Here is a 21,490-nt window from a genome sequence, read left to right on the forward strand (position 1 = left end):
GGAGAGAAATCAATTGACTGAATCAAATATTCAATATCGTTTTCCGGAAGGATTCTGGTGGGGGTCTTCCGCCTCCGCCACCCAAACAGAAGGCGCCGCCGACAGAGACGGAAAAAGCCAAAACATATGGGATTACTGGTATGAAAAAGAGCCGAGCCGTTTTTTTAACGGCGTCGGCCCCGGCGACACGTCACGTTTTTATGATCAATACAAGGAGGATATCCGGCTGATGAAAGAAATCGGCCACAACTCCTTCCGGCTGTCTATTTCCTGGTCAAGATTGATTCCGGACGGAACTGGCGAGGTCAATCAGAAAGCGGTCGCGTTTTATCAGGACGTCATCGATGAAATGCTTGCCCATCGCATTGAGCCGTTTGTCAATTTGTTTCACTTTGACATGCCGCTCGCCCTTCAGCGTAAGGGAGGCTGGGTCAGCCGGGACACCGTTGACGCGTTTGAACATTACGCCAAAACCTGCTTTTCGCTATTCGGTGACAAAGTGAAAAAATGGTGCACTCACAACGAGCCGATTGTGCCGATTGAAGGCGGCTACTTATACGACTTTCACTATCCGAATCACGTTAATTTTCAAGAAGCGGTGCAGGCCGGCTTCCATACCCTGCTGTCGAATGCAAGGGCTGTCAAAGCCTACAGAGAATTGAAACAGGACGGACAAATCGGAATCATTCTGAATCTGACGCCTTCTTATCCGAGAAGCTCACACCCTGAAGATCTGAAAGCATCCCGGATTGCCGACGCCTTTTTCAACCGCTCATTTTTAGATCCCGCCGTAAAGGGAGAATTTCCTGAGGAGCTTGTCGAGATTCTCAAGGCGGAAGGCTTTCTGCCGCGTTATGAGAAAGAAGATCTCCGCCTCATTCAGGAGCATACGGTTGACCTGTTAGGCGTGAACTACTACCAGCCGAGGCGCGTCAAGGCAAAAGAACATGTTCCGAATCCGCATGCCCCTTTCCTGCCTGAGCGTTTCTTCGATCCGTACGTCATGCCCGGACGGAAAATGAACCCTCACCGCGGGTGGGAAATTTACGAAAAAGGAATCTATGACATTCTCACCAATCTCAGAGAACATTACGGAAATATCGAATGTTTTATTTCCGAGAACGGCATGGGAGTTGAAGGCGAGGAACGCTTCCGCGATGAAAACGGCATCATTCAGGATGATTACAGGATTGAATTTATCCAGGAACATCTCAAATGGGTGCATCGGGCCATCGGAGAAGGTTCAAATGTTAAAGGCTATCATCTTTGGACTTTCATGGACAACTGGTCTTGGACAAATGCTTATAAAAACCGCTACGGCTTTGTATCTGTCAATCTGGAAAACGGGGGCGAACGGACTGTCAAAAAAAGCGGCCGCTGGTTCAAAGCTGTTTCCGATCAAAACGGATTTTAACAGATGAGGAGGTACGGCCATGCTTGGAGGTATTGAAGCCGGCGGCACGAAATTTGTCTGTGCCGCCGGACAAAAAGACGGCACCATTCTGGACAGAGCGGAGTTTCCGACGGGAGAACCGGATGACACACTCAGACAGGTCATCCGTTACTTTAAAGATTTCCCGATAGAAGCCATCGGCATCGGGTCGTTCGGACCGATTGATATCCGTCCCGACAGTCAAACATACGGGTGCATCACCGCGACGCCGAAGACAGCCTGGCGGAACTGCCCTATTCTTCAAACGATCAAAAACGCACTGCATATTCCCGCAGGCTTCACCACCGACGTTAATGCGGCGGCGCTCGGAGAAGCTTCTTTCGGCGCGGCCAAAAACGCGGACAGCTGCCTCTATTTGACGGTCGGCACTGGTATCGGAGCGGGCGCCATCATGAACGGCAGATTTGTTCAAGGGCTGTCTCATCCTGAAATGGGCCACATTTATGTCAGAAGACACCCGGACGACGGCTACAAAGGCAATTGTCCTTACCATACAGATTGCCTGGAAGGCCTCGCGGCAGGTCCCGCCATTGAGAAACGCTGGGGGAAAAAAGCATATCTGCTGGCGGATCAGCAGGAAGTGTGGGAGCTTGAGGGCTATTATATTGCCGAAGCGCTTGTGCTGTATATTCTCATACTTTCGCCTGAAAAGATCATTCTCGGCGGGGGCGTCATGAAGCAGCATCAGCTGTTCTCTTATATCCGTCAGCACGTGAAAAAGCGGCTGAATCAATATATTGACCTGCCCGACATTGAACACTTCATCGTTCCCCCTCAATTAGGGATTCACTCCGGCGCGGCCGGTTCGCTCGTATTGGCGGAGCGCGCATTAGAGACGGCAAACCGGGAGGCGGGAAAATGACGAAACTCTTATTTTTGGAACCGGTTTTTAAAGAAAGATTATGGGGCGGGACGAAGCTGCGCGATACATTCGGGTATGAGATTCCTTCTGAGCGGACGGGAGAGTGCTGGGCGATTTCAGCTCATCCGCACGGTACATCCATCGTGCGGAACGGGCCTTTTTCCGGAACATCATTACACCGGCTCTGGAATGAACACCCTGACCTGTTCGGACATCCGAAAGAAAACGCTTTTCCCCTGCTCACAAAAATTCTTGACGCAAATATGGACTTATCCGTGCAGGTTCATCCGGATGACGCATATGCACATCGGCATGAAAACGGAGAACTCGGAAAAACGGAATGCTGGTACGTGTTGGACTGCAAAAAAGACGCAGAGCTCATTTTAGGGCACCGCGCCCAAACAAAAGAAGATTTCGTTCGGCTCATTGAACGAAACGAGTGGGATCACCTGCTCCGCCGCATCCCCATTAAGCCCGGCGACTTTTTCTATGTCCCGAGCGGCACACTGCACGCTTTATGTGAAGGTACGCTCGTTCTTGAAATCCAGCAAAGCTCTGATGCCACCTACCGGCTTTACGACTATGACCGGACGGATGGGAACGGGAATAAACGCGAGCTTCATCTTGAGAAAGCAATTGACGTAACAGACATTCCCCATACCGATGAAAATGTAAAAAGCACAAAGCATCGGATCGGAGATGCTCTTATTACGATACTCGCCGAAACACCTTTCTTTTCAGTTTATCAATGGGATGTGAGCGGGAAAGCATCATTCCCCGCACCCGGCCGGTATTTACTCGCAAGCGTGATTAAAGGACGCGGAGAACTGGATGGATGCCCCATTCACAAAGGCGATCACTTTATCATGCCGGCGGATTCCGGAGATTTTGTTATAGAAGGAGATTGTGAGGTTATCGTTTCACATCCTTCATCATCTTAAAAATCAGGAGGTCTTTTATATGCTTAAAAAGTTAGCAGTCTGCCTGTCTATCGTTTTATTACTCTTAGGAGCCGCCAGTCCGATATCGGCTCACACCGTTTATCCCGTCAACCCAAATGCCCAGCAGACGACAAAAGATATCATGAACTGGCTGGCGCACCTGCCCAACCGTTCAGAAAACAGGGTCATGTCCGGAGCGTTCGGCGGCTACAGCGATGTCACTTTTTCAATGACAGAGGAAAACCGCTTGAAAAACGCGACGGGACAGTCTCCCGCCATCTACGGCTGTGACTATGGGAGAGGGTGGCTGGAAACAGCGGATATCACCGATACTATCGATTACAGCTGCAACAGCAGCTTAATCTCATACTGGAAAAGCGGCGGCCTCCCTCAGGTCAGCCTGCATCTCGCAAATCCGGCCTTTCCATCCGGAAACTATAAAACGGCCATCTCAAACAGCCAGTACAAAAACATCCTTGACCCTTCAACTGTGGAAGGAAAACGGCTTGAGGCGCTGCTCAGCAAAATTGCCGACGGCCTTACTCAGCTGAAAAATCAAGGCGTCACCGTTCTGTTCAGACCGCTGCATGAAATGAACGGCGAGTGGTTCTGGTGGGGGCTGACAGGCTACAACCAAAAAGACAATGAGAGAATCTCGCTGTACAAAGAGCTTTACAAGAAAATATACCGCTATATGACAGAAACAAGAGGATTGGATAACCTTTTGTGGGTGTATTCGCCGGATGCCAACAGAGACTTTAAAACAGACTTCTACCCAGGCTCATCTTATGTGGATATTACCGGTCTGGACGCTTACTTCACTGATCCGTATGCGATATCAGGCTATGATGAAATGCTGTCTCTGAAAAAACCGTTTGCCTTTGCCGAAACCGGTCCGTCCGGCAATATCGGAAGCTTTGATTATGCTGCTTTTATTAATGCGATCAGGCAAAAATACCCTCAGACCACGTACTTTTTGACATGGGATGAACAATTAAGTCCGGCGGCCAATCAAGGCGCGCAAAGCCTTTATCAAAACAGCTGGACGCTGAACAAGGGCGAAATATGGAACGGCGGGTCCTTGACGCCGATCGCGGAATAACCGCTTCTTTTGAAAATCGGTTTTAAAAAACGGCTCTGCTGGGCATATTGTTACCGTTCAAAAAGGAGGGTTCAACAATGGAAAATAACAAAAACAGCGAAGAAACGCTTTCCAGTAAGACGACCGGTAAAGGCGAGTCAGAAGACACGCTGACAAACCGGCAGGGCCATCCGGTCACTGACAACCAGAATGTCAGGACAGTCGGCAATAGAGGACCGACGACATTGGAGAATTATGATTTTTTGGAGAAAATCAGCCACTTTGACCGCGAACGGATTCCCGAGCGCGTCGTTCACGCGCGCGGCGCCGGCGCACACGGATACTTTGAGGCGTACGGAAGTTTTGGAGACGAGGAGATTTCTAAATATACAAGAGCGAAAGTGTTTCAAAAGAAAGGAACGAAAACTCCGGCGTTTGTGCGGTTTTCTACCGTCAACCACGGGAAGCATTCCCCGGAAACATTGCGTGATCCCCGGGGTTTTGCCGTTAAGCTTTATACCGAAGACGGCAACTGGGATCTGGTCGGCAACAACCTGAAAATCTTTTTTATCCGTGATCCGCTGAAGTTCCCGGATCTTGTGCACGCATTTCAGCCTGATCCCGTTACGAACATTCAGGACGGCGAGCGTATTTTCGACTTCATTTCCCAATCACCGGAAGCGACTCATATGATCACTTTCTTGTTTTCGCCGTGGGGCATCCCGGCCAACTACCGGCAGATGCAGGGCTCAGGCGTCCATGCCTACAAATGGGTCAATGAAGAAGGAAAAGCCGTGCTCGTCAAATATCACTTTGAACCGAAACAGGGCATCCGCAACCTGACACAGAAGGAAGCGGAAGAGATTCAGGGGAAAAACTTTAACCATGCGACACAGGATTTGTATGAAGCGATTGAAAAAGGCGATTACCCTGAATGGGAAGTGTATGCGCAAATCATGACTGATGACGAGCACCCCGAGCTGGATTTTGATCCGCTTGATCCGACCAAGCTGTGGTATAAAGACGATTTCCCTTGGAAGCCGATCGGTAAATTGGTTCTGAACAAAAACCCGGAAAACTACCATGCCGAGGTGGAACAAGCATCATTCGGAACGGGCGTGCTTGTGGACGGCCTTGATTTTTCAGATGACAAATTACTTCAGGGGCGGACATTCGCCTATTCAGATACCCAGCGGTATCGCGTCGGCGCAAATTACCTGCAGCTTCCGATCAACTCGCCGAAAAAGCATGTCGCCACCAACCAGGAAGGCGGGCAAATGCAGTATCGTGTCGATCGGGCAGAAGGACAAAACCCGCACGTCAACTATGAGCCGTCCATTATGGGAGGACTCACCGAAGCAAAGCAGGATGGGAAAGACCATACACCTCATGTCGAAGGCGATGTGAAGCGGGAAGCGATCGACCGGCCGAATAATTTCGGCCAGGCCGGAGAAACATACCGCAGATTTTCGGAATTTGAACGGAACGAATTGATCACAAACCTGGTCAATACGCTTTCTTCCTGCCAGAAAGACATTCAGGATCAAATGATTGAGAATTTCACAAAAGCAGATCCGGACTACGGAAAACGTGTTGCGGAAGGGCTGAAAAAAGCCACCGAAAGCAGCAGCGGCGGGCCGATCGGCACTACAGATACGGCCCAAGCCGCAAAACAGGCTGAACAGGAAAGCCATCCGTCTGATCCGTATTAAATAAAAAAACAGGACAATCGCGTCCTGTTTTTTTTGAGCTAATTCAGCTCCTGCATATTCTGCTCCGCCGCGGCCGCAAATACTTTCGGCTCCGGACGGTCAAGATCTTCATGGAATAAACTTACTTTGTGAATCTGCCGGTTGTCGTACAGATGAAAGTAGTAGTTTCCGGTGTCACAGCACATGACCGACGTATACTGCGTATAATCAATTTCATTCTCCTCTGTGATCACCGCGCCTTTTGGAATATTCACATTGGACAGCACGTGAAAAGCGGCCGTAACGCCATCCGTTTCATGGGCGGAAGGCTCTAAATGCTCTTTCAGATAAGCGGCTCTGATGAACCGGGATGGCGGCGTGTAATCACCGGGAAGCCCGATCGTTCCAGATCCTTGGCCGAAAGCGGTTAATGTCATTCCGCCCAATGTTTTGCTTTCTGACTGCTGCGGCCTGATTCCGATATAATGGCGCAGATTGGTCACATGCCAAGGAAATTCCGGACTGTTGGTCATCACTCCGGGTTTATTGTCATATACTTTCATTCCCTCCGGTGTCGGCTCGATGACAATGCAGCTGCCCGTGCGGTCTGATAAAATCCAATGAAGAGGCAGCACCGTATCCAATAACATTAACTTCTTCTCTACAATCGTCAGCATTGAGAGCTTTTCCTTTATGTCTTCAAGAGAGTCACAGTTTGATAAGGCCCAGGTGACAAACTCATGAGGAGCGATGTGACAGGTGCCCTCCCGTTCCGCTTTCTCGTATCCCGCAAAGCCCGGAAAATACAGCGTCGCACACGACAGCCCTTTTTCATTTACGCCGTCGGCAAACAGAACATTGCCGAGATTTCTCCCCATGCCGATAAATGCGTATTTCGTCTTATGCATCCTGCCGTCAGCTTCGCTTTTCCAGCTGTACTGACGAGGGTAAAGCACGACGTCCGTACCGAGCTGAAATGCAAAATCCATCGTTCGCGCCAATAGGTGATTACCGTCTGTCGTTTTCAATGTAAGACTTGTACACATATCATCAATCCCCTTTTCATTAATGAAATTTACACAAAGTAAACTATTCTTTCAGCTTAACGAATAATGGTTCCATTCGTCAAAAGATTGACACATTTCTCCTTCATACATATTAGTCAGTAAGCGTATCCATGCCTTTTAAACCCTGGCAAATCGTTTTGGCGGCAGTGTTTGTACCGTTTTTCAAAAAAAACTTTGAACGGCTGTCAGCGAGGCTTTACAATGTTTTTCCTGCATGCTGGAATTTGTAAACGGCAGGTCAATCTGTTAAGCTATGTCTTTATGTTAAAGAAGAACATACGGAGGAGATTATCTATTGAAAGTAGAAAGGCGAACGATTGAACATATTCCGCATGACGAAAGACACGGAAAGGCTAAAGATTTATTCCCCGTCTGGTTCGGGGCTAATATGCATATTACGACGTTAGTCACAGGCACACTGCCCGTTACAATGGGACTCGATCTCTTTTGGAGTATCGCCGCCATTATAATCGGAACCTTTATCGGCGCAATCTTTATGGCGTCTCATTCCGCACAAGGACCTCAGCTCGGAATTCCGCAAATGATTCAAAGCCGCGCGCAATTCGGCGTGATCGGAGCGATTCTGCCCCTCTTTTTGGTCATGTTTATCTACCTGGGCTTCTTTGCGAGCAGTACGATTCTCGCAGCCGGTACACTGAGCAGCTTTGTCCCGATTCCGGCTTCATGGTGTATTATCGGCTTAAGCGCCATCTGTTTTTTACTCACGATCTACGGTCATGATCTGATTCACAAAATGCAGAAAATCCTCTCTTGGACCTCCTTTGCCGTTTTTTTTGCTGCAACAATTCTTATTTTTCAACTGCCGATTCCTTCAGGAAGCTGGGTGCCCGGCTCATTAGATCTGCCTGTTTTTCTAGTGGCGGTCAGCGCGGTGGCCACATGGCAGCTGGCATACGCGCCATATGTCGCAGATTATTCCCGTTATCTGCCGGTCAAAACACCGGCATCGCATACTTTTTGGTACAGCTATGCAGGTACGTCAGTCAGTTCCATCTGGATGATGCTTCTCGGCGCCATTTTGACGACGGCGCTCCCGGAATTTACCGCTAATGCGGGAAATGAGATTGTCCGATTGTTCGGTCCGTTTTCCTTTATTATGCTGATCATCGTCCTGTTCGGGCAAATGGCGATCAACGTCTTTAATTTATACGGAGCCTTTATGTCAACCACGACTACCTTGGAGCCGTTTTTAAAACTGAAGGTGACGCCGAAAACGAGAGTGGTAATGATCCTTTGTGTGACGGCAGCGGGTACTGTATTAAGTCTCTTGGGCCAAAGCAATTTCATGGAACTGTTTTTAAATTTCATCTTTTTCATCAGTTATTTCTTAATTCCATGGACGGCGATCAACCTCGTGGATTACTATTTTATCCGCCGCGGAAAATACCACGTCAAATCGATGTTTGACGTCAACGGGCAATACGGCAGGGTCAATTGGATTACAGCGGCCGCCTTCGTTTTGTCGATTATATTAGAAATCCCGTTCATCAATACCTCCTTTTACATCGGGCCGCTCGCTGAAATATTCGGCGGAGGCGACATTGCCTGGGTCATCGGCCTGGCCGTTCCGTCGCTGCTGTATTATGTCCTGATGAAATCAAGGTTAAAACAAAAAGAGGCGCCTTCCCTATGAAGACGCCTTTTCTTTATTCATATTCCTTCCATACACGCGGCAGCAGTTCAGAAAGTTCGTGCGCCAATAAGGTATGGGCGGAGCGCTCTTTCGTCCATAATTCCGCACATTCGCCGTGAAGGCGGACGGCGTTCAATACGGCATGCTTCGGGTCTTGATGACAGCACAGCATGCCGAGAATCATTCCCGTCAGCGTGTCGCCGGTCCCGCCTTTTGCAAGCGCGCCGTTTCCGGTTGTATTCCTGCGGCATTCCCCGTCGGGAAAAGCGATAATGGTTTCGTTTCCTTTCAGGACAATCGTGACATGAAGCCGCTCCGCCCATTCCGCGGCATATTCCGCTCTGTTCTGCTGAATCTCTTGAATCGGAAGGCCTGTCATTCTGGAAAATTCGCCGGGATGAGGCGTCAAGATCACGGGAGCTTTCCTCTTCGGATAGGTTCTTTTCGTAATGGCGCCCGCATCCAGTATGACGGGATAATCGCCAGAAAGCAGCTGATCAGCCGCCTGCTGCACTTCGTCTGTTTGGGGAAGGCCCGGCCCGATGGCAGCGGCCCGGATGGTTTCCCCGGGCTGGCCCGCCGCGGCTTTTTTCCACCCGTCCCGCCAGTACGTGGCTTCCGGCAGCACCGGGACGATAAGCGGAATGACGCCTGCCGATGTACCGATGACGAGCTTGCCGACACCGCTTCTCATCGCACCCAATCCGGCCAGAAGGGCGGCTCCCGGCATGTCATCGCTCCCGGCCAGCAATAACGCCGTCCCGAACGTTCCTTTATGGCTGTCCGCCTCCCGTTTCGGCAGCGTATCTTTCACATCCTGTTCCGTCCAATCCATTATATTCATCTCTGTACCTCCTCTTCTGTCTCCTATTTATATTCCAAACAAGAAGAGATTTTAAACCGCACAAAAAAACAGCCGCTCGTTTGCGGCTGTTTATGTTCTGATCGGAACATCAAGACGGTAAAGCTTCCGGTACCTTTCGTTTTCTGCAAGCAGCTCTTGATGGGTTCCTTCCATTTCTGCTTTTCCATTTTCTAAAAAGACGATTTTATCAGCTGTTTCCACACCCGCTAAATGGTGTGTAATCCAGAGGATCGTTTTCTCTTTAAAAACATCAAAAATCGTATCAAGCAATTCACGTTCAGTGACCGCATCAAGGCCGACCGTCGGTTCATCAAGGATAATGACCGGCGTGTCTTGGAGCAGAATACGGGCAAGCGCGATCCGCTGCCGTTCCCCGCCTGAGAAACGAATCCCCGTCTCCTGCACGGACGTTTCATATCCGTCAGGCAGTGATTCAATATAATCATGCAGCTTCACTTGCCGAGCCGCACGCTTAACATCTTCATCACTCGCCTTGCCGTTTCCGAGCCGGATATTGTTCATAATGCTCGTGTTAAAGAGATGAGGTTTCTGATTCAAAACGGCCACCGCTGAAGAAATCTGCTCCTGCACGGCCGCAGTTTCCAGCCCGTTCAGCATCACCTTGCCCGAATCGGGAACTAAGGCGCCTTCAATTAAAGCGAGAGAGGTCGACTTACCGGAGCCGCTCCTGCCGAGCAGCGCCATTTTTTCCCCCTGGCGGAGAGTGAAGGAAAAACGGTCAAGCACATGACTGTGCTGATCATAAGAAAACGTCACGTTATCAAATGTAAGTGTCACATCAGATACATCCAGTTTCTCATCGGTCTGCTTCACCTCACGACTTCGCAGCTCCGGAGCCGCCTTACTCATTCTTTTGATGGAATCCTGATAAGAAGGCACTTCCGTCAGCGCATCCGAAAGGGGCAGAAACGCCTCCGTCAATGGAAATACGACAAGCACAAAGGCCGCGATCATCGTGTTGGCGATGCTGCCGTCCGCATACTGACCCGCCGTCCAGAACAGCATGATCAATATGAAGCCGCCGACAAGGCATTGCGCGGCGAGATCACGCCATCTCGTAAACCGCTGACGTTTGCTTTCAAGGTCAAACCATGCCTTCTCTTTCTCTTCATAAGAGGAAATAAAGGCCGCCTGTCGTCCCGAGAACATCCAGTCGCTCACGCCGAGCACGGCATCTGTCAGCCGGCTGTAGAGCGTATTCCGGCCGCTTTTCAGCCTCATGTTTTTCGCTCTCGTCACAAGAAGCGACACAACCGGAAACAATACAACCAATATAAACAGGTAAATCGCCGCAAAAGCGGCAAACGGCCAGGAAAAAAAACCGAGTCCGATAACGGATGCCGCATACAGCAGCAAAGCGGAAACCGCCGGGAAAATCGTTTTTAAAAACGCATCCTGCAAATGCTCAATATCCTCAGCCAAAATGCCGAGCATGTCGCCCGTCCGAAAACGGGATGAAAGCATGAGCGAGGCCGGCTCCAGCATATTGTAAAGCCGCACCCTCATGTCGGACACGATTTTCAAAATGATATGGTGCCCCGTCAGACGCTCGGCATACCGTGAGACTGAACGGGCAATCCCGAACGTCCGCACGGCCACAATCGGAACGTACACCAGCAGGATATTCTCAGGCCTTGTCGCCGACTTAGAGATCAAAAAACCGGAAGTGAACATGAGAAAGGCCGCCGAAAAAATCGTCACCGCGCCTAAAAAAATCACAAGAACAAACAAACGGGCATTTTGCTTCATATACGGCAGAATCCATTCTTCTTTTCTCATGTTCTTTCCCCCAGTTGCGCCTTTACAAGTTTGGCGTATACGCCTTGTTTCGCCATCAATTCGTCGTGGGTGCCGATTTCCGCCACCGCGCCGTCATCAAGCACGATAATTTCATCCATCTCAAGCATCCAATGAAGACGGTGAGTGGCCAGAAAGACAAGTTTGTTTTCAAACAGGTCTTTCATCGTTTCTTTTATTTCATATTCTATTTCAATATCAAGGTGAGCGGTCGGCTCATCCAAAAGGAGAATCGGCCGGTTTCCTAAAAAGGCTCTGGCCAGCGCGACACGCTGAGCCTGCCCTCCGCTGAGCGCCCTTCCGCCCTCGCCGATCCGGCCGTCAAGGCCGCCGGGCAGATCGCGGATCAGTCCGGAAAGACCCGCTGAATCAGCAGCGCGCGCCGTTTCCTCACGGGAAGCATCAGGATGATAAAACCGGATATTATTCATAAGCGTGTCATCAAAAATGTACGGATGCTGCGGAATATAAAGCAGCTGCTTCTGCCAGCCGTCCGACTGCAGATGCGAGCGGGATTCACCGTTTACCTTGATCTCACCGGACGCAGGCTCTAAAAAGCCGCCCAGCACATCAATGAGTGTCGATTTTCCCGCACCGCTTTCCCCGATAATCCCGATTTTCTTCTTCCCTTTAAAGGACAGATGAAATTCAGACATCGATTCTCGGACGGACAAACGCGCAAGCTGTAATTCATCCCCGTCAGTCCACGTATCAAGTTCGAGCGGCTTTTCTTCTTTAAAACCGGGCTGCGCCAAAATCGCTTGAATGGTTTTCCCCGCCTCCTGCCCGTTTAACGTCGCGTGGTAATCATTTCCCACTTCGCGGACCGGGAGAAAATATTCAGGCGCGAGAATCAGCGCTGTCAATGCCGGACCGAGCAGAATTTGTCCGTCTATCAGCCGCAGGCCGAGAAACACCGCCACTGTCGCCACCGACAGCATCGTAAAGAAATCCAGGGCGAATGATGATAAAAACGCGACCCGGAGCGTGCTCATCGTCGCCTTGCGGTATCTCTCACTGACATGAAAGATGTTTTTGCTGTGTGATTTGCTTAATCCTAAAAACCGCAATGTCTCCAGTCCGCGGAGCGAATCCACGAAATGATTGGAAAGCGTCTGATAGGACTTCCATTGGCGATCGGCTTTTTTCTGTGCGACAAGTCCGAGCAGGATCATAAATACAATCAAAATCGGAAGCGCAAGAATCAGAATCAAAGCCGATGTTTTATCCTGAAAAAACACGTAAATAACAACGGCCGCCGGCACAATCGCCATGCTGACCATTTTCGGCAGAAACAGCTCTAAATAACGGCGGAACTGGCTGATGCCTTCCATCGCCAGCGTCACCATCCGGCCTGTCCCCTCTTTTTTCGCAAAGCGGGGGCCGAGACGGAACAATTGCTCAAGAAATCTTTTTCTTAAGTCTGCGCCGGTTTGCGCGGCATATTGGTATACGATTTTCTGCCGGACTGCGGTCACCGCATGCCGGACCAAAAACGCAAGCAGGAAAAAGCCGATAACCGGATAAAGAGAAGCAATCCGCTTCCCGTTAAATAATCCGGTTACCGCCTGGCTCAGCCATTCCGCCTGCAAGATGATGGCGGCCGTTTGTATAATCGTTAATCCCGTAATGATCGCAAGAATCCGCTTCATTCCTTTATAAAGAAACAGGTCTTTTCCCATTAATAAGTCATAGGCTCCTTATGGCTGACGCGTTTCCGGAAGACATAATAGCTCCAGATCTGACTGCCGATGACAAACGGCAGCAGAGTCAGTGCGGCAATTGTCATGACTTTAAGTGAATAATCACCGGATGACGCGTTAGCTACTGTTAAGTCATACGCGCTTTTCAGCGAGCTGACCATGACGCGCGGGAACAGAGAGATAAAAATCATCGCAACTGTCAAAGCAAGACCCGCGCCGGTCATACCGAATGCCCAGCCGTCTTTTTTCTTGCTCATGAACACAACAGCAAGAACGTTGCAGATGACAATCAGCACGAATACCGGAATCGTGATGTTTGCCCGGCGTGTAAACATATCCGTATCGTATGCAGACATCGCAAAGAAAGCAAGTACAACAAGAAAGATAACACCGATTACGCGTTTTGCCATTTTTCTCGCACGCTCTTGTAAATCACCGATCGTGCGCAGTGTGACAAACATTAAACCGTGCAGGAATGAAAGAAGGGTGACGGCTGCTCCGCCAAGGACGGAATACACGTTCACAATATCTGAGAAACCCGCATGCATATTCATATGGCCGTCAATCGGCATGCCGCGGAACAAGCTTGTGAAGATCAGGCCGAATACAAACGGCGGGATAAGGCTGCCGAAGAAAATCACCCAGTCCCATGTTTTGACCCATTTTAAATGATTCACTTTTCCGCGGAATTCAAACGCCACCCCGCGGCCCATTAAAGCAAGAAGGATGATGATAAACGGAATATAATATCCGCTCAGCATCGTCGCATACCAGTTCGGGAATGCCGCGAAGATCGCTCCCGTACCTGTCAGCAGCCATACCTCATTCGCATCCCAGAACGGGCCGATGGTGTTAATCAGCACTCTGCGTTCTAATTCATTATGGCCAAGAAATCGGGTCGAAATGCCGACACCGAAATCAAAACCTTCTAAAAAGAAAAATCCGACAAACAAAACTGAAACGAGTACAAACCAAAGATCATGAAGTGACCCCATGGTAGACCTCCTGACTGAACGGATCCGTTGATACAGGAACATCCTTGTGATCATCATGGTCCGCACCTTTTTTAATTTCACGAACGAATAGGAAGACAAGCAGCGAGCCTAAAATCAAGTACATGACGCCGAAACCGATAATTGAAAACAGCAGAGATCCCGTCGTTACGTTAGGCGAAACGGATTGTGCGGTTGTCATTTGCCCCATAACCGTCCACGGCTGGCGGCCGATTTCAGTCATAATCCATCCGGCAGAGTTCGCAATGAACGGGAATGCGATCAGTGCGATCATGCCCCGTAAATACCACTTGCTCGTATGAAGCTTTTTGCGGCGGTTCAGAATAAAGCCTGCAATCGCGGCAAAAATCATAAGCGCGCCCGCTCCCGCCATAATGCGGAAACTCCAGAACGTCGTTTTGACAGGCGGGATATAGTCGCCTTTTCCGTACGTTTTTTCATATTCTTTTTGAAGTGTTTTCATCCCTTTCACACTGCCGCTGAACTTCTGGTAAGCCAAGTAGCTCAGTGCGTAAGGAATTGAAATTTCTGATGTGTTTTTTTCTTTATTCGTATCAATATTCGCAAAAGCCGTCCACGCGGCAGGATCACCGCTGTCATCCCAAAGCGCTTCACTGGCGGCCATTTTCATCGGCTGCGATTCCATTAAATGTTCAGCCTGCATGTGTCCGCTGAACGCAACACCGATACCGGCGATCAGACCGACAATCATCGAAAGCTTAAAAGATTTATGGAAGAAAGGCACTTCTTTTTTCTTCAATAATTTAAATGCGCTGACACCGGCGATAAAGAAAGCCCCCGTCGCAAGCGCTCCGAAAATGACGTGAGGGAATTCAACCCAAAGCTGAGGGTTTGTCAAAAGCGCTCCGAAGTCATTCATTTCCGCGCGGCCGTTTTTAATCGTAAAGCCTACCGGCTCCTGCATGAATGAGTTTGCCGTCAAAATCCAGAAAGATGACATAATCGTTCCGAAGGATACAAGCCAAATGCAAAGCAAATGCACTTTTTTAGATAAACGGTCCCAGCCGAAAATCCATAATCCGATAAAAATAGACTCCATAAAAAACGCCAAAAGCGCTTCAATTGCAAGCGGAGCCCCAAATACGTCCCCGACAAAACGGGAATAATCAGACCAGTTCAATCCGAACTGGAATTCCTGAAGAATCCCTGTGACGACGCCGACAGCAAAGTTAATTAAAAAGAGATGCCCCCAAAATTTAGCCATTTTGAGATAGGTCTCTTGTTTTTTGACAACATAAAGCGTCTCCATCAAAGCAACCATAAACACAAGCCCGATAGACATAGGCACAAACAAGAAGTGAAACAATGTTGTAGATGCAAATTGAATGCGGGCTAATACCAACTCACTCATGATGTTTTTCCTCCAATCTGGTAAATTGCTCAACATTTCACAAACATAGCGGAATCATTGCTCGGTATTTCACAAAAAATGATATATTTGCTCAATGTTTCACAAATTCGTCAAAACTATTGAAATATCAGCCTGTACACCCTGGGGGTCAGCGGCTGTCATAGAAATGATTCAATATCATTACTTTACAACGATTCAGCCCAAAAAAAAAGATCAATATACCTAAAATCAGGCTGAAATTGTGACTGATTATTGTCGGATTTGTAGAGATTTTATGTCAGCACCTAGGATATTTGTCCCTTTGTTATCGTACCTCTTTTTTATTCGTGTGGCGAACAAAATGCTTTTCTCGTCGAAAAAGCCCGCCAAATCGCCGTTTTGAGAAAGAAAATGTGAAGAAAGCATGCCCTCTAGTAAATTCATAATATATGAACAATTTAAATTTTTTAGTATACTTTAAATGGGGATATTTTTTCACTACATAACGACTGGGGGAACAAGCATGGGAGAACTTCAACCAAAATTGCAAACGGATTCAATCCAAAAACAGGAACGGACTGATAACTGGTTTGCCAGAGCAATGAATATAAGAATCGGCATTATTCCTCTTCCTATCTATATCCTGCTTTTCTTGCTTATTACGGTGTTTGTCATGAGCCGTGATGTAAAAAGCGACATTCTGACATCAATTGCCGTCATGAGTTTTTTCGGATTTACCTTCGGCCAGATCGGAAAATCCATTCCGATCGTGCGGTCCATCGGCGGCCCTGCGATTCTCGCAACCTTTATTCCATCCGCTGTCGTCTACTACCACCTGCTTCCGAAAGACATTATTACTTCAACAACAGAATTCACGGAAAGCTCCAACTTTCTCTATCTATTTATTGCCGGTATCGTCGTCGGCAGTATTCTCGGGATGAAAAGAGAGACGCTCGTCAAAGCTTTCGTTAAGATTTTTATTCCGCTGATCGCCGGTTCGATCGCGGCCGCCATCGTCGGCTTATGTGTCGGGACGCTGCTCGGGCTCGGCTTTCAGCACACGCTGCTTTATATCGTCGTTCCGATTATGGCGGGGGGTGTCGGTGAAGGCGCGATTCCTTTATCCATCGGCTACTCCGATATTATGCCGATGTCCCAGGGAGACGCCTTTGCGCTTGTGCTGCCGTCCATCATGCTAGGCAGCCTGTGCGCCATTATGTTATCGGGTTTGCTGAATGTCATCGGGAAACGCAAACCGGAATGGACGGGCAACGGGAAGGTTGATAAGTCTGATCATTCCGCTCCCGCATTGGAACAGCCGGCCGATGATAAAACGTTTGATTTGTCCTTTTTCGCTTCAGGCGGTATTTTAGCGGTTTCCCTCTATTTGGTCGGCATGCTGGCGCATGATTTCTTTCAGCTTCCGGCTCCTGTCGTGATGCTCGTCCTTGCCGTTCTCATTAAGCTGTTCAGGCTGGCGCCGGCTTCGATTGAAAACGGAGCCTTCGGCGTCTCGCGCTTTTTCTCGACAGCCGTGACCTATCCGCTCTTATTTGCGATCGGCGTTTCAATGACACCGTGGGACAAGCTGATTGCGGCGTTTACGATCAGCAACATCATTACCATTTTATCAATCGTCGTCACGATGATGGCCGTCGGTTTTCTGACCGGAAAATGGCTGAATCTGTACCCGATTGAGACGGCGGTTATTAATGCCTGCCATTCCGGCCAGGGCGGCACCGGCGACGTCGCGATCTTGAGCGCCGCTGAACGGCTTGAGCTTATGCCGTTCGCCCAAGTGTCGACCAGAATCGGCGGAGCGATTACCGTGAGCGTCACCCTTCTGCTGCTTCATCAATTCTATTAAACTGAAAAAAAGCCTCCGCATATGCGGAGGCTTTGTTATTTCATCACATTTTGAATATAAGAGCCGAATGCCGCGCCGGACATGCCCGGCGACACACGGACGCGGTGAAGCCCGTAAAGCCCCTGATCTCTAGACGCCGCTCCCGGCTCTGTCGTGACCGCCATACGGTAGCCTGACGAGGCGGCGGCTTTTAATGTTTCTTTATTATATCGTCCGACAGGGTAGCTGATCATAGTCGTCCGCTGCCCGAACATTTGATCAAATAAACGCTTAGAGTCCTTCATTTCACGTCGCTGCTGCTGCGGTGTGAGCCCGTTCAATTCGAGATGGTTCATCGTATGGCTCTGAATGGAAATGCCGTGGGCGGCCATCTCCTTCATCTGCTTCTCAGTCAGATGATTCTTATGCCCGATAAAGTTTCCGATCATAAAGATTGTCGCTTTCATCTTGTATTTCTTTAAAATGGGATAGGCTGCTTTCACATTGTCTGTATAGCCGTCATCAAATGTGATCAGAACACATTTTTCACGCGGCTCCTTATCCTCCGTCAGCATCAGATAGGCTTCTTCAGGAGTCATCGTATAATAGCCGTGATCATGAAGCCACTTCATATGCTGCCGGAATTCTTCCTTCGGCACACGCAGGCTGTTTCCCTCTGAAATGCTGTGATACATCAGAATCGGCAGTCTCGCCGTTCCTTTCGTTTGAACCCAGGCGGACGTATCCGGCTCTTTTTTGATTTGCCGCTTTACGGACTTTTTTTCGCTGTGCGCTTCTGCCTTCGGAATGCTTTGTTCGGCGCTTGCCTCATGGCCCGAGCAGGCGGCAAGCGTAAACACGGCAGCCAAAAGGCACATGCACATGCACATGCACATGATCATGCGTTTCATCGTTTTCCTGCTTTCTGTCTTCTATTTACTTTTTATATCGGTTATGCGTCATAAATTGTTACATCAAAAAAGCCGGACATCCAGCTGTCCGGCTTTGCGTTATGAGCGGATTCTGATTTCTGTTTCACTGTCAAAAAAGTGAGCCTTATTCATGTCGAAAGCGACAGTCAATTCCTCACCGGCACGAATGTCATGGCGGGCGTCAATCCGGGCGATAAAATCCTGATCCCCGATCCGGGAATAAACCATAATTTCTGACCCGAGCAATTCCGCGACATTGATTTTAGCTGTGATGGATGAATTCTTATAGGATTCTACCACAATCAGCTCGTCATGTATGTCTTCCGGGCGGATGCCGAAGATGATATCTTTGCCGGCATACCCTTTTTCCCGGAGCATTTTCATTTTCCCTTCCGGCACGCTGAGAGCGGCTGAACCGATCTGAATGGCGCCGTCCGTCAGCTTTCCTTTGAAAAAGTTCATCGCCGGGGAGCCGATGAACCCGCCGACAAATACGTTTTCGGGATGTTCATACACTTCTTTCGGGGTGCCGATCTGCTGAATTTTTCCGTCCTTCATGACTACGATGCGTGTCGCCATCGTCAGTGCTTCTGTTTGGTCGTGCGTCACATAGATTGTGGTTGTTTGCAGCCTTTGGTGGAGCTTAATAATTTCTGCCCGCATCTGCACCCGAAGCTTTGCGTCCAGATTTGACAGCGGCTCATCCATTAAAAACACTTTGGCGTCCCTGACAATCGCCCGCCCTAATGCAACCCGCTGCCGCTGCCCGCCGGAGAGCGCCTTCGGTTTGCGGTGCAGATACTCTGTGAGCCCCAGCATTTTCGCCGCTTCTTCGACCCGTTTTTTAATCTCCGGTTTCGGCATCTTCCTCAGCTTCAGACCGAATGCGATATTATCATAGACCGTCATGTGCGGATATAACGCATAGTTTTGAAACACCATGGCGATATCCCTGTCTTTAGGAGCGATGTCATTCACTCTCGTGTCACCGATATAGAAATCGCCCTTCGTAATGTCTTCCAGCCCGGCTACCATCCGCAAAGTTGTCGACTTGCCGCACCCCGACGGACCGACAAACACGATAAACTCTTTATCTTTAATATGAAGGTTAAAATCATCGACAGCCGCTTCTTTTTGATCGTAATACTTATAAATATGCTCGAGCCGAAGTTCCGCCATGTATATCCCCCTTTATTTGTAAACGCTTTCTTAAATAGGATTGTAACAGCGTCAGACGGCGGCGGATATAGGCAATGTTCATAAAAAAAGTCCGCTGCCTTCGTGCACATTTCCCATTTAATGTGATTTTTCATATTGCAGACAAATGAAATAAGCCAGCAGGGCGCCCCGATATGTCTTAATATCAATACCTGAGCGTTCCGCAAATTTATCAATCCGATATTGAAGACTGTTGCGGTGCAAATGCAGTTTTTTCGATGTGAGCGACATGTTCGAGTTATGTTCAATAAAAGTCTGAATCGTATGCTTCAGCTCCGGTTCTTTCTGAAACAGCAGCGCCGCTTCTTCGTGAAGCAAGGCTGAGAGCTTTTCTCTGCTTTCCTCCGTGAGCATGGCCGGAAATACCGTTTCCGCGGTCAGCGTGCTCAGCTGCGGGAGATGACGCCGGCCGATCTGACAATATTGCTGTTCTCTCTGATAATGAAGGCGCAGACGTTCCCCCTTGCAGTAATACCTTCCGACGAAAAAACGGACACTGAAATAAAAATCGCCTTCAAGAATCTTCACAAAAGATGCGATGTCATCCGAATCTGGCGCTTCCAGCTTTTCTTCCTCCACAATCACGCCATGATCCCTCCCCGTCCGGACAACTGTATATGAAACCGGCCAGAAATGGCGCAGCGCTTCCGTAAATGCCCCCCAGTCCCGTTCTCCCAATAAGTCATAATGGATAAAACGGACACGCGGCTCCTTGACATCAGGCACCGGACCTTCTTCCAGCAGAAAACGCCGCCACCTCTTTGCTGCCGCCGTCTCCGGAAAAAAAACGCCTTTTTCTTCAGCGGGCGTCAAAAATGATTCCAGAAGCAGTTTCTCCTTCGGGGCAATATCCTCCTTCGGAATGGCGACATAGACCCGCCTTTTCTCATCATAAAAGCAAAAGACATCCTCCGCCGTACAGCACGTATCAGACAACACAGCCCTCGGGTAAATTGCCAATAACGGGTTCATATGCGCTCCTTTCTATCGCTCTATCATATTTTCAGTATAAAACGTCCGGCCGATTGTATCCACTTCGTTTTAAGAAACAGCTTTCAGGCTATTTCCCGGGAAACGAATCATAACCGCTTCTGCCGGCATAAGAAAAAAACCCTCCGCGCCGGCAGAGGGATCCTTTTTATTTAGAGATATCGACGAAGCCTTCCCCAAAGACGTCACGCACATCATGAACAATGACAAACGCTTTTGTATCACAGCTTTTAATAATTTTTTTGAGCATGGAAAGCTCTTGTTTCTGGATGACGATATATAAAATTTCCTTCGACTGCCCCGTGTAATTTCCTTTACCCGACAGCAGCGTAACCCCTCTGTCCATCAGCGTGTTGACCTGTTCGGCGATTTCGTGCTTATGCTCAGATATAATCGTCACCGCTTTTTTCGTATTCAGGCCTTCAATGATAAAGTCCATCACCTTCGTTCCGATGTACAGCATAACAATGGTAAACATCATTTTTTCCGTACCGATGATGAAATAAGAACTGAAGACGACAATCAGATCAAAGAACAAAAGCGCATAGCTGATATTCCAATCGAGATATTTGTTCGCAATCCTCGCCAAAATGGCAGAACCCGCAGTCGTGCCTCCGACTCGAATAATGATCCCGATTCCGACACCGGCAAACACACCCGCAAAAATAGTATTAATAATGAGTTCATGTGAAGGCGAGTGCCAATCATGCGTCAGATGCAGAAACAGTGAGTTGGCGACAACGGTAATGATCGTATAAAGCGTTGTTTTTCCGTCTAAAAATTTATATCCGATCATCAATAAAATCCCGTTCAAAATGATATTCGTCACCCCGGGCGACCATTCAAACAAATAGTACAAGATCAGGGTGATTCCCGTTACCCCGCCCTCTCCAAGATCATTCGGAATGGCGAATAAATTAACGGCCAAAGCAAAGATAAAAGCTCCAATAATCAGCATCAGCACATCCAGCAATCTCTTTTTCATCCCAGACACTCCCTTTTTAT

The 21,490-nt window shown here is 48.8% G+C and carries 17 protein-coding genes; 7 read left to right on the forward strand and 10 right to left on the reverse strand.

Annotation, left to right across the window (positions count from 1 at the left end; all coding sequences use genetic code 11):
- Positions 1–13: 13 nt before the first annotated feature.
- The 5 genes from ACWJJ5_RS03890 (at position 14) to katX (ending at position 6,049) form a co-directional block, all read left to right on the forward strand.
- Positions 14–1,414, forward strand: a complete 1,401-nt coding sequence (locus ACWJJ5_RS03890; RefSeq protein ID WP_454022207.1) for a glycoside hydrolase family 1 protein — start codon at positions 14–16, stop codon at positions 1,412–1,414.
- Between the two features lie 19 nt (positions 1,415–1,433).
- Positions 1,434–2,315: an ROK family protein gene (locus ACWJJ5_RS03895; protein ID WP_454022208.1), complete on the forward strand. Its 882-nt coding sequence runs from the start codon at positions 1,434–1,436 to the stop codon at positions 2,313–2,315.
- Entirely contained in the window at positions 2,312–3,256 is a 945-nt protein-coding gene (manA, locus tag ACWJJ5_RS03900; RefSeq protein WP_167860528.1) for a mannose-6-phosphate isomerase, class I, read from the forward strand. Before ACWJJ5_RS03895 ends, manA begins: the two co-directional genes overlap by 4 nt.
- Positions 3,257–3,275: 19 nt before the next feature.
- Positions 3,276–4,358, forward strand: a complete 1,083-nt coding sequence (locus tag ACWJJ5_RS03905; RefSeq protein ID WP_070082572.1) for a glycosyl hydrolase — start codon at positions 3,276–3,278, stop codon at positions 4,356–4,358.
- 77 nt (positions 4,359–4,435) lie between these two features.
- Positions 4,436–6,049, forward strand: a complete 1,614-nt coding sequence (gene katX, locus ACWJJ5_RS03910) for a catalase KatX (protein ID WP_070082573.1) — start codon at positions 4,436–4,438, stop codon at positions 6,047–6,049.
- A 38-nt stretch (positions 6,050–6,087) separates the two neighbouring features.
- On the opposite strand, the gene ACWJJ5_RS03915 is transcribed toward katX, so the two are convergent.
- Positions 6,088–7,074: a choloylglycine hydrolase family protein gene (locus ACWJJ5_RS03915; protein WP_070082574.1), complete on the reverse strand. Its 987-nt coding sequence runs from the start codon at positions 7,072–7,074 to the stop codon at positions 6,088–6,090.
- Between the two features lie 316 nt (positions 7,075–7,390).
- Here ACWJJ5_RS03915 and ACWJJ5_RS03920 point away from each other — a divergent pair, with 316 nt between their 5' ends.
- Positions 7,391–8,749 (forward strand): purine-cytosine permease family protein, encoded by a 1,359-nt coding sequence (locus tag ACWJJ5_RS03920; protein WP_014306090.1) that lies wholly within the window; start codon positions 7,391–7,393, stop codon positions 8,747–8,749.
- A gap of 13 nt (positions 8,750–8,762) precedes the next feature.
- Here ACWJJ5_RS03920 and ACWJJ5_RS03925 read toward each other — a convergent pair whose 3' ends face one another.
- The 5 genes from ACWJJ5_RS03925 to ACWJJ5_RS03945 form a co-directional block, all read right to left on the reverse strand.
- On the reverse strand, positions 8,763–9,593 hold the full coding sequence (locus ACWJJ5_RS03925) for an NAD(P)H-hydrate dehydratase (protein ID WP_003150837.1): 831 nt from the start codon (positions 9,591–9,593) through the stop codon (positions 8,763–8,765).
- 90 nt (positions 9,594–9,683) lie between these two features.
- The gene (cydC, locus tag ACWJJ5_RS03930; protein WP_039253327.1) at positions 9,684–11,414 is read right to left on the reverse strand and encodes a thiol reductant ABC exporter subunit CydC; all 1,731 of its coding nucleotides are present in this window, start codon (positions 11,412–11,414) and stop codon (positions 9,684–9,686) included.
- Complete coding sequence (gene cydD, locus ACWJJ5_RS03935; RefSeq protein WP_436335315.1) at positions 11,411–13,114, reverse strand: thiol reductant ABC exporter subunit CydD; 1,704 nt, start codon at positions 13,112–13,114, stop codon at positions 11,411–11,413. Before cydD ends, cydC begins: the two co-directional genes overlap by 4 nt.
- Positions 13,114–14,130: a cytochrome d ubiquinol oxidase subunit II gene (cydB, locus tag ACWJJ5_RS03940; RefSeq protein ID WP_003150830.1), complete on the reverse strand. Its 1,017-nt coding sequence runs from the start codon at positions 14,128–14,130 to the stop codon at positions 13,114–13,116. Before cydB ends, cydD begins: the two co-directional genes overlap by 1 nt.
- Positions 14,114–15,520 (reverse strand): cytochrome ubiquinol oxidase subunit I, encoded by a 1,407-nt coding sequence (locus ACWJJ5_RS03945; RefSeq protein WP_454022209.1) that lies wholly within the window; start codon positions 15,518–15,520, stop codon positions 14,114–14,116. Before ACWJJ5_RS03945 ends, cydB begins: the two co-directional genes overlap by 17 nt.
- 502 nt (positions 15,521–16,022) lie before the next feature.
- Here ACWJJ5_RS03945 and ACWJJ5_RS03950 point away from each other — a divergent pair.
- Positions 16,023–17,366 carry a 2-hydroxycarboxylate transporter family protein gene (locus ACWJJ5_RS03950; protein ID WP_014306094.1) on the forward strand — a complete coding sequence of 448 codons (1,344 nt, stop codon included), beginning with the start codon at positions 16,023–16,025 and terminating at the stop codon, positions 17,364–17,366.
- Between the two features lie 35 nt (positions 17,367–17,401).
- Here ACWJJ5_RS03950 and ACWJJ5_RS03955 read toward each other — a convergent pair whose 3' ends face one another.
- The 4 genes from ACWJJ5_RS03955 to ACWJJ5_RS03970 form a co-directional block, all read right to left on the reverse strand.
- Entirely contained in the window at positions 17,402–18,256 is an 855-nt protein-coding gene (locus ACWJJ5_RS03955; RefSeq protein WP_278269359.1) for a polysaccharide deacetylase family protein, read from the reverse strand.
- A gap of 99 nt (positions 18,257–18,355) precedes the next feature.
- Positions 18,356–19,456: an ABC transporter ATP-binding protein gene (locus ACWJJ5_RS03960; RefSeq protein WP_014306096.1), complete on the reverse strand. Its 1,101-nt coding sequence runs from the start codon at positions 19,454–19,456 to the stop codon at positions 18,356–18,358.
- 117 nt (positions 19,457–19,573) lie between these two features.
- On the reverse strand, positions 19,574–20,467 hold the full coding sequence (locus ACWJJ5_RS03965) for a PucR family transcriptional regulator (RefSeq protein ID WP_109567551.1): 894 nt from the start codon (positions 20,465–20,467) through the stop codon (positions 19,574–19,576).
- A 166-nt stretch (positions 20,468–20,633) separates the two neighbouring features.
- Positions 20,634–21,470 carry a YitT family protein gene (locus tag ACWJJ5_RS03970; RefSeq protein ID WP_454022210.1) on the reverse strand — a complete coding sequence of 279 codons (837 nt, stop codon included), beginning with the start codon at positions 21,468–21,470 and terminating at the stop codon, positions 20,634–20,636.
- Positions 21,471–21,490 lie beyond the last annotated feature (20 nt).

The organism is Bacillus sp. JK74 (assembly GCF_053663395.1).

Excerpts from the sequence above, each read along its gene's own strand:
- ACWJJ5_RS03895 (WP_454022208.1), top strand. The coding sequence starts at position 1,434 with ATGCTTGGAGGTATTGAAGCCGGCGGCACGAAATTTGTCTGTGCCGCC.
- manA (WP_167860528.1), top strand. The coding sequence starts at position 2,312 with ATGACGAAACTCTTATTTTTGGAACCGGTTTTTAAAGAAAGATTATGG.
- ACWJJ5_RS03905 (WP_070082572.1), top strand. The coding sequence starts at position 3,276 with ATGCTTAAAAAGTTAGCAGTCTGCCTGTCTATCGTTTTATTACTCTTA.
- katX (WP_070082573.1), top strand. The coding sequence starts at position 4,436 with ATGGAAAATAACAAAAACAGCGAAGAAACGCTTTCCAGTAAGACGACC.
- ACWJJ5_RS03915 (WP_070082574.1), bottom strand. The coding sequence starts at position 7,074 with ATGTGTACAAGTCTTACATTGAAAACGACAGACGGTAATCACCTATTG.
- ACWJJ5_RS03925 (WP_003150837.1), bottom strand. The coding sequence starts at position 9,593 with ATGAATATAATGGATTGGACGGAACAGGATGTGAAAGATACGCTGCCG.
- cydC (WP_039253327.1), bottom strand. The coding sequence starts at position 11,414 with ATGAGAAAAGAAGAATGGATTCTGCCGTATATGAAGCAAAATGCCCGT.
- cydD (WP_436335315.1), bottom strand. The coding sequence starts at position 13,114 with ATGGGAAAAGACCTGTTTCTTTATAAAGGAATGAAGCGGATTCTTGCG.
- cydB (WP_003150830.1), bottom strand. The coding sequence starts at position 14,130 with ATGGGGTCACTTCATGATCTTTGGTTTGTACTCGTTTCAGTTTTGTTT.
- ACWJJ5_RS03945 (WP_454022209.1), bottom strand. The coding sequence starts at position 15,520 with ATGAGTGAGTTGGTATTAGCCCGCATTCAATTTGCATCTACAACATTG.
- ACWJJ5_RS03950 (WP_014306094.1), top strand. The coding sequence starts at position 16,023 with ATGGGAGAACTTCAACCAAAATTGCAAACGGATTCAATCCAAAAACAG.
- ACWJJ5_RS03955 (WP_278269359.1), bottom strand. The coding sequence starts at position 18,256 with ATGAAACGCATGATCATGTGCATGTGCATGTGCATGTGCCTTTTGGCT.
- ACWJJ5_RS03960 (WP_014306096.1), bottom strand. The coding sequence starts at position 19,456 with ATGGCGGAACTTCGGCTCGAGCATATTTATAAGTATTACGATCAAAAA.
- ACWJJ5_RS03965 (WP_109567551.1), bottom strand. The coding sequence starts at position 20,467 with ATGAACCCGTTATTGGCAATTTACCCGAGGGCTGTGTTGTCTGATACG.
- ACWJJ5_RS03970 (WP_454022210.1), bottom strand. The coding sequence starts at position 21,470 with ATGAAAAAGAGATTGCTGGATGTGCTGATGCTGATTATTGGAGCTTTT.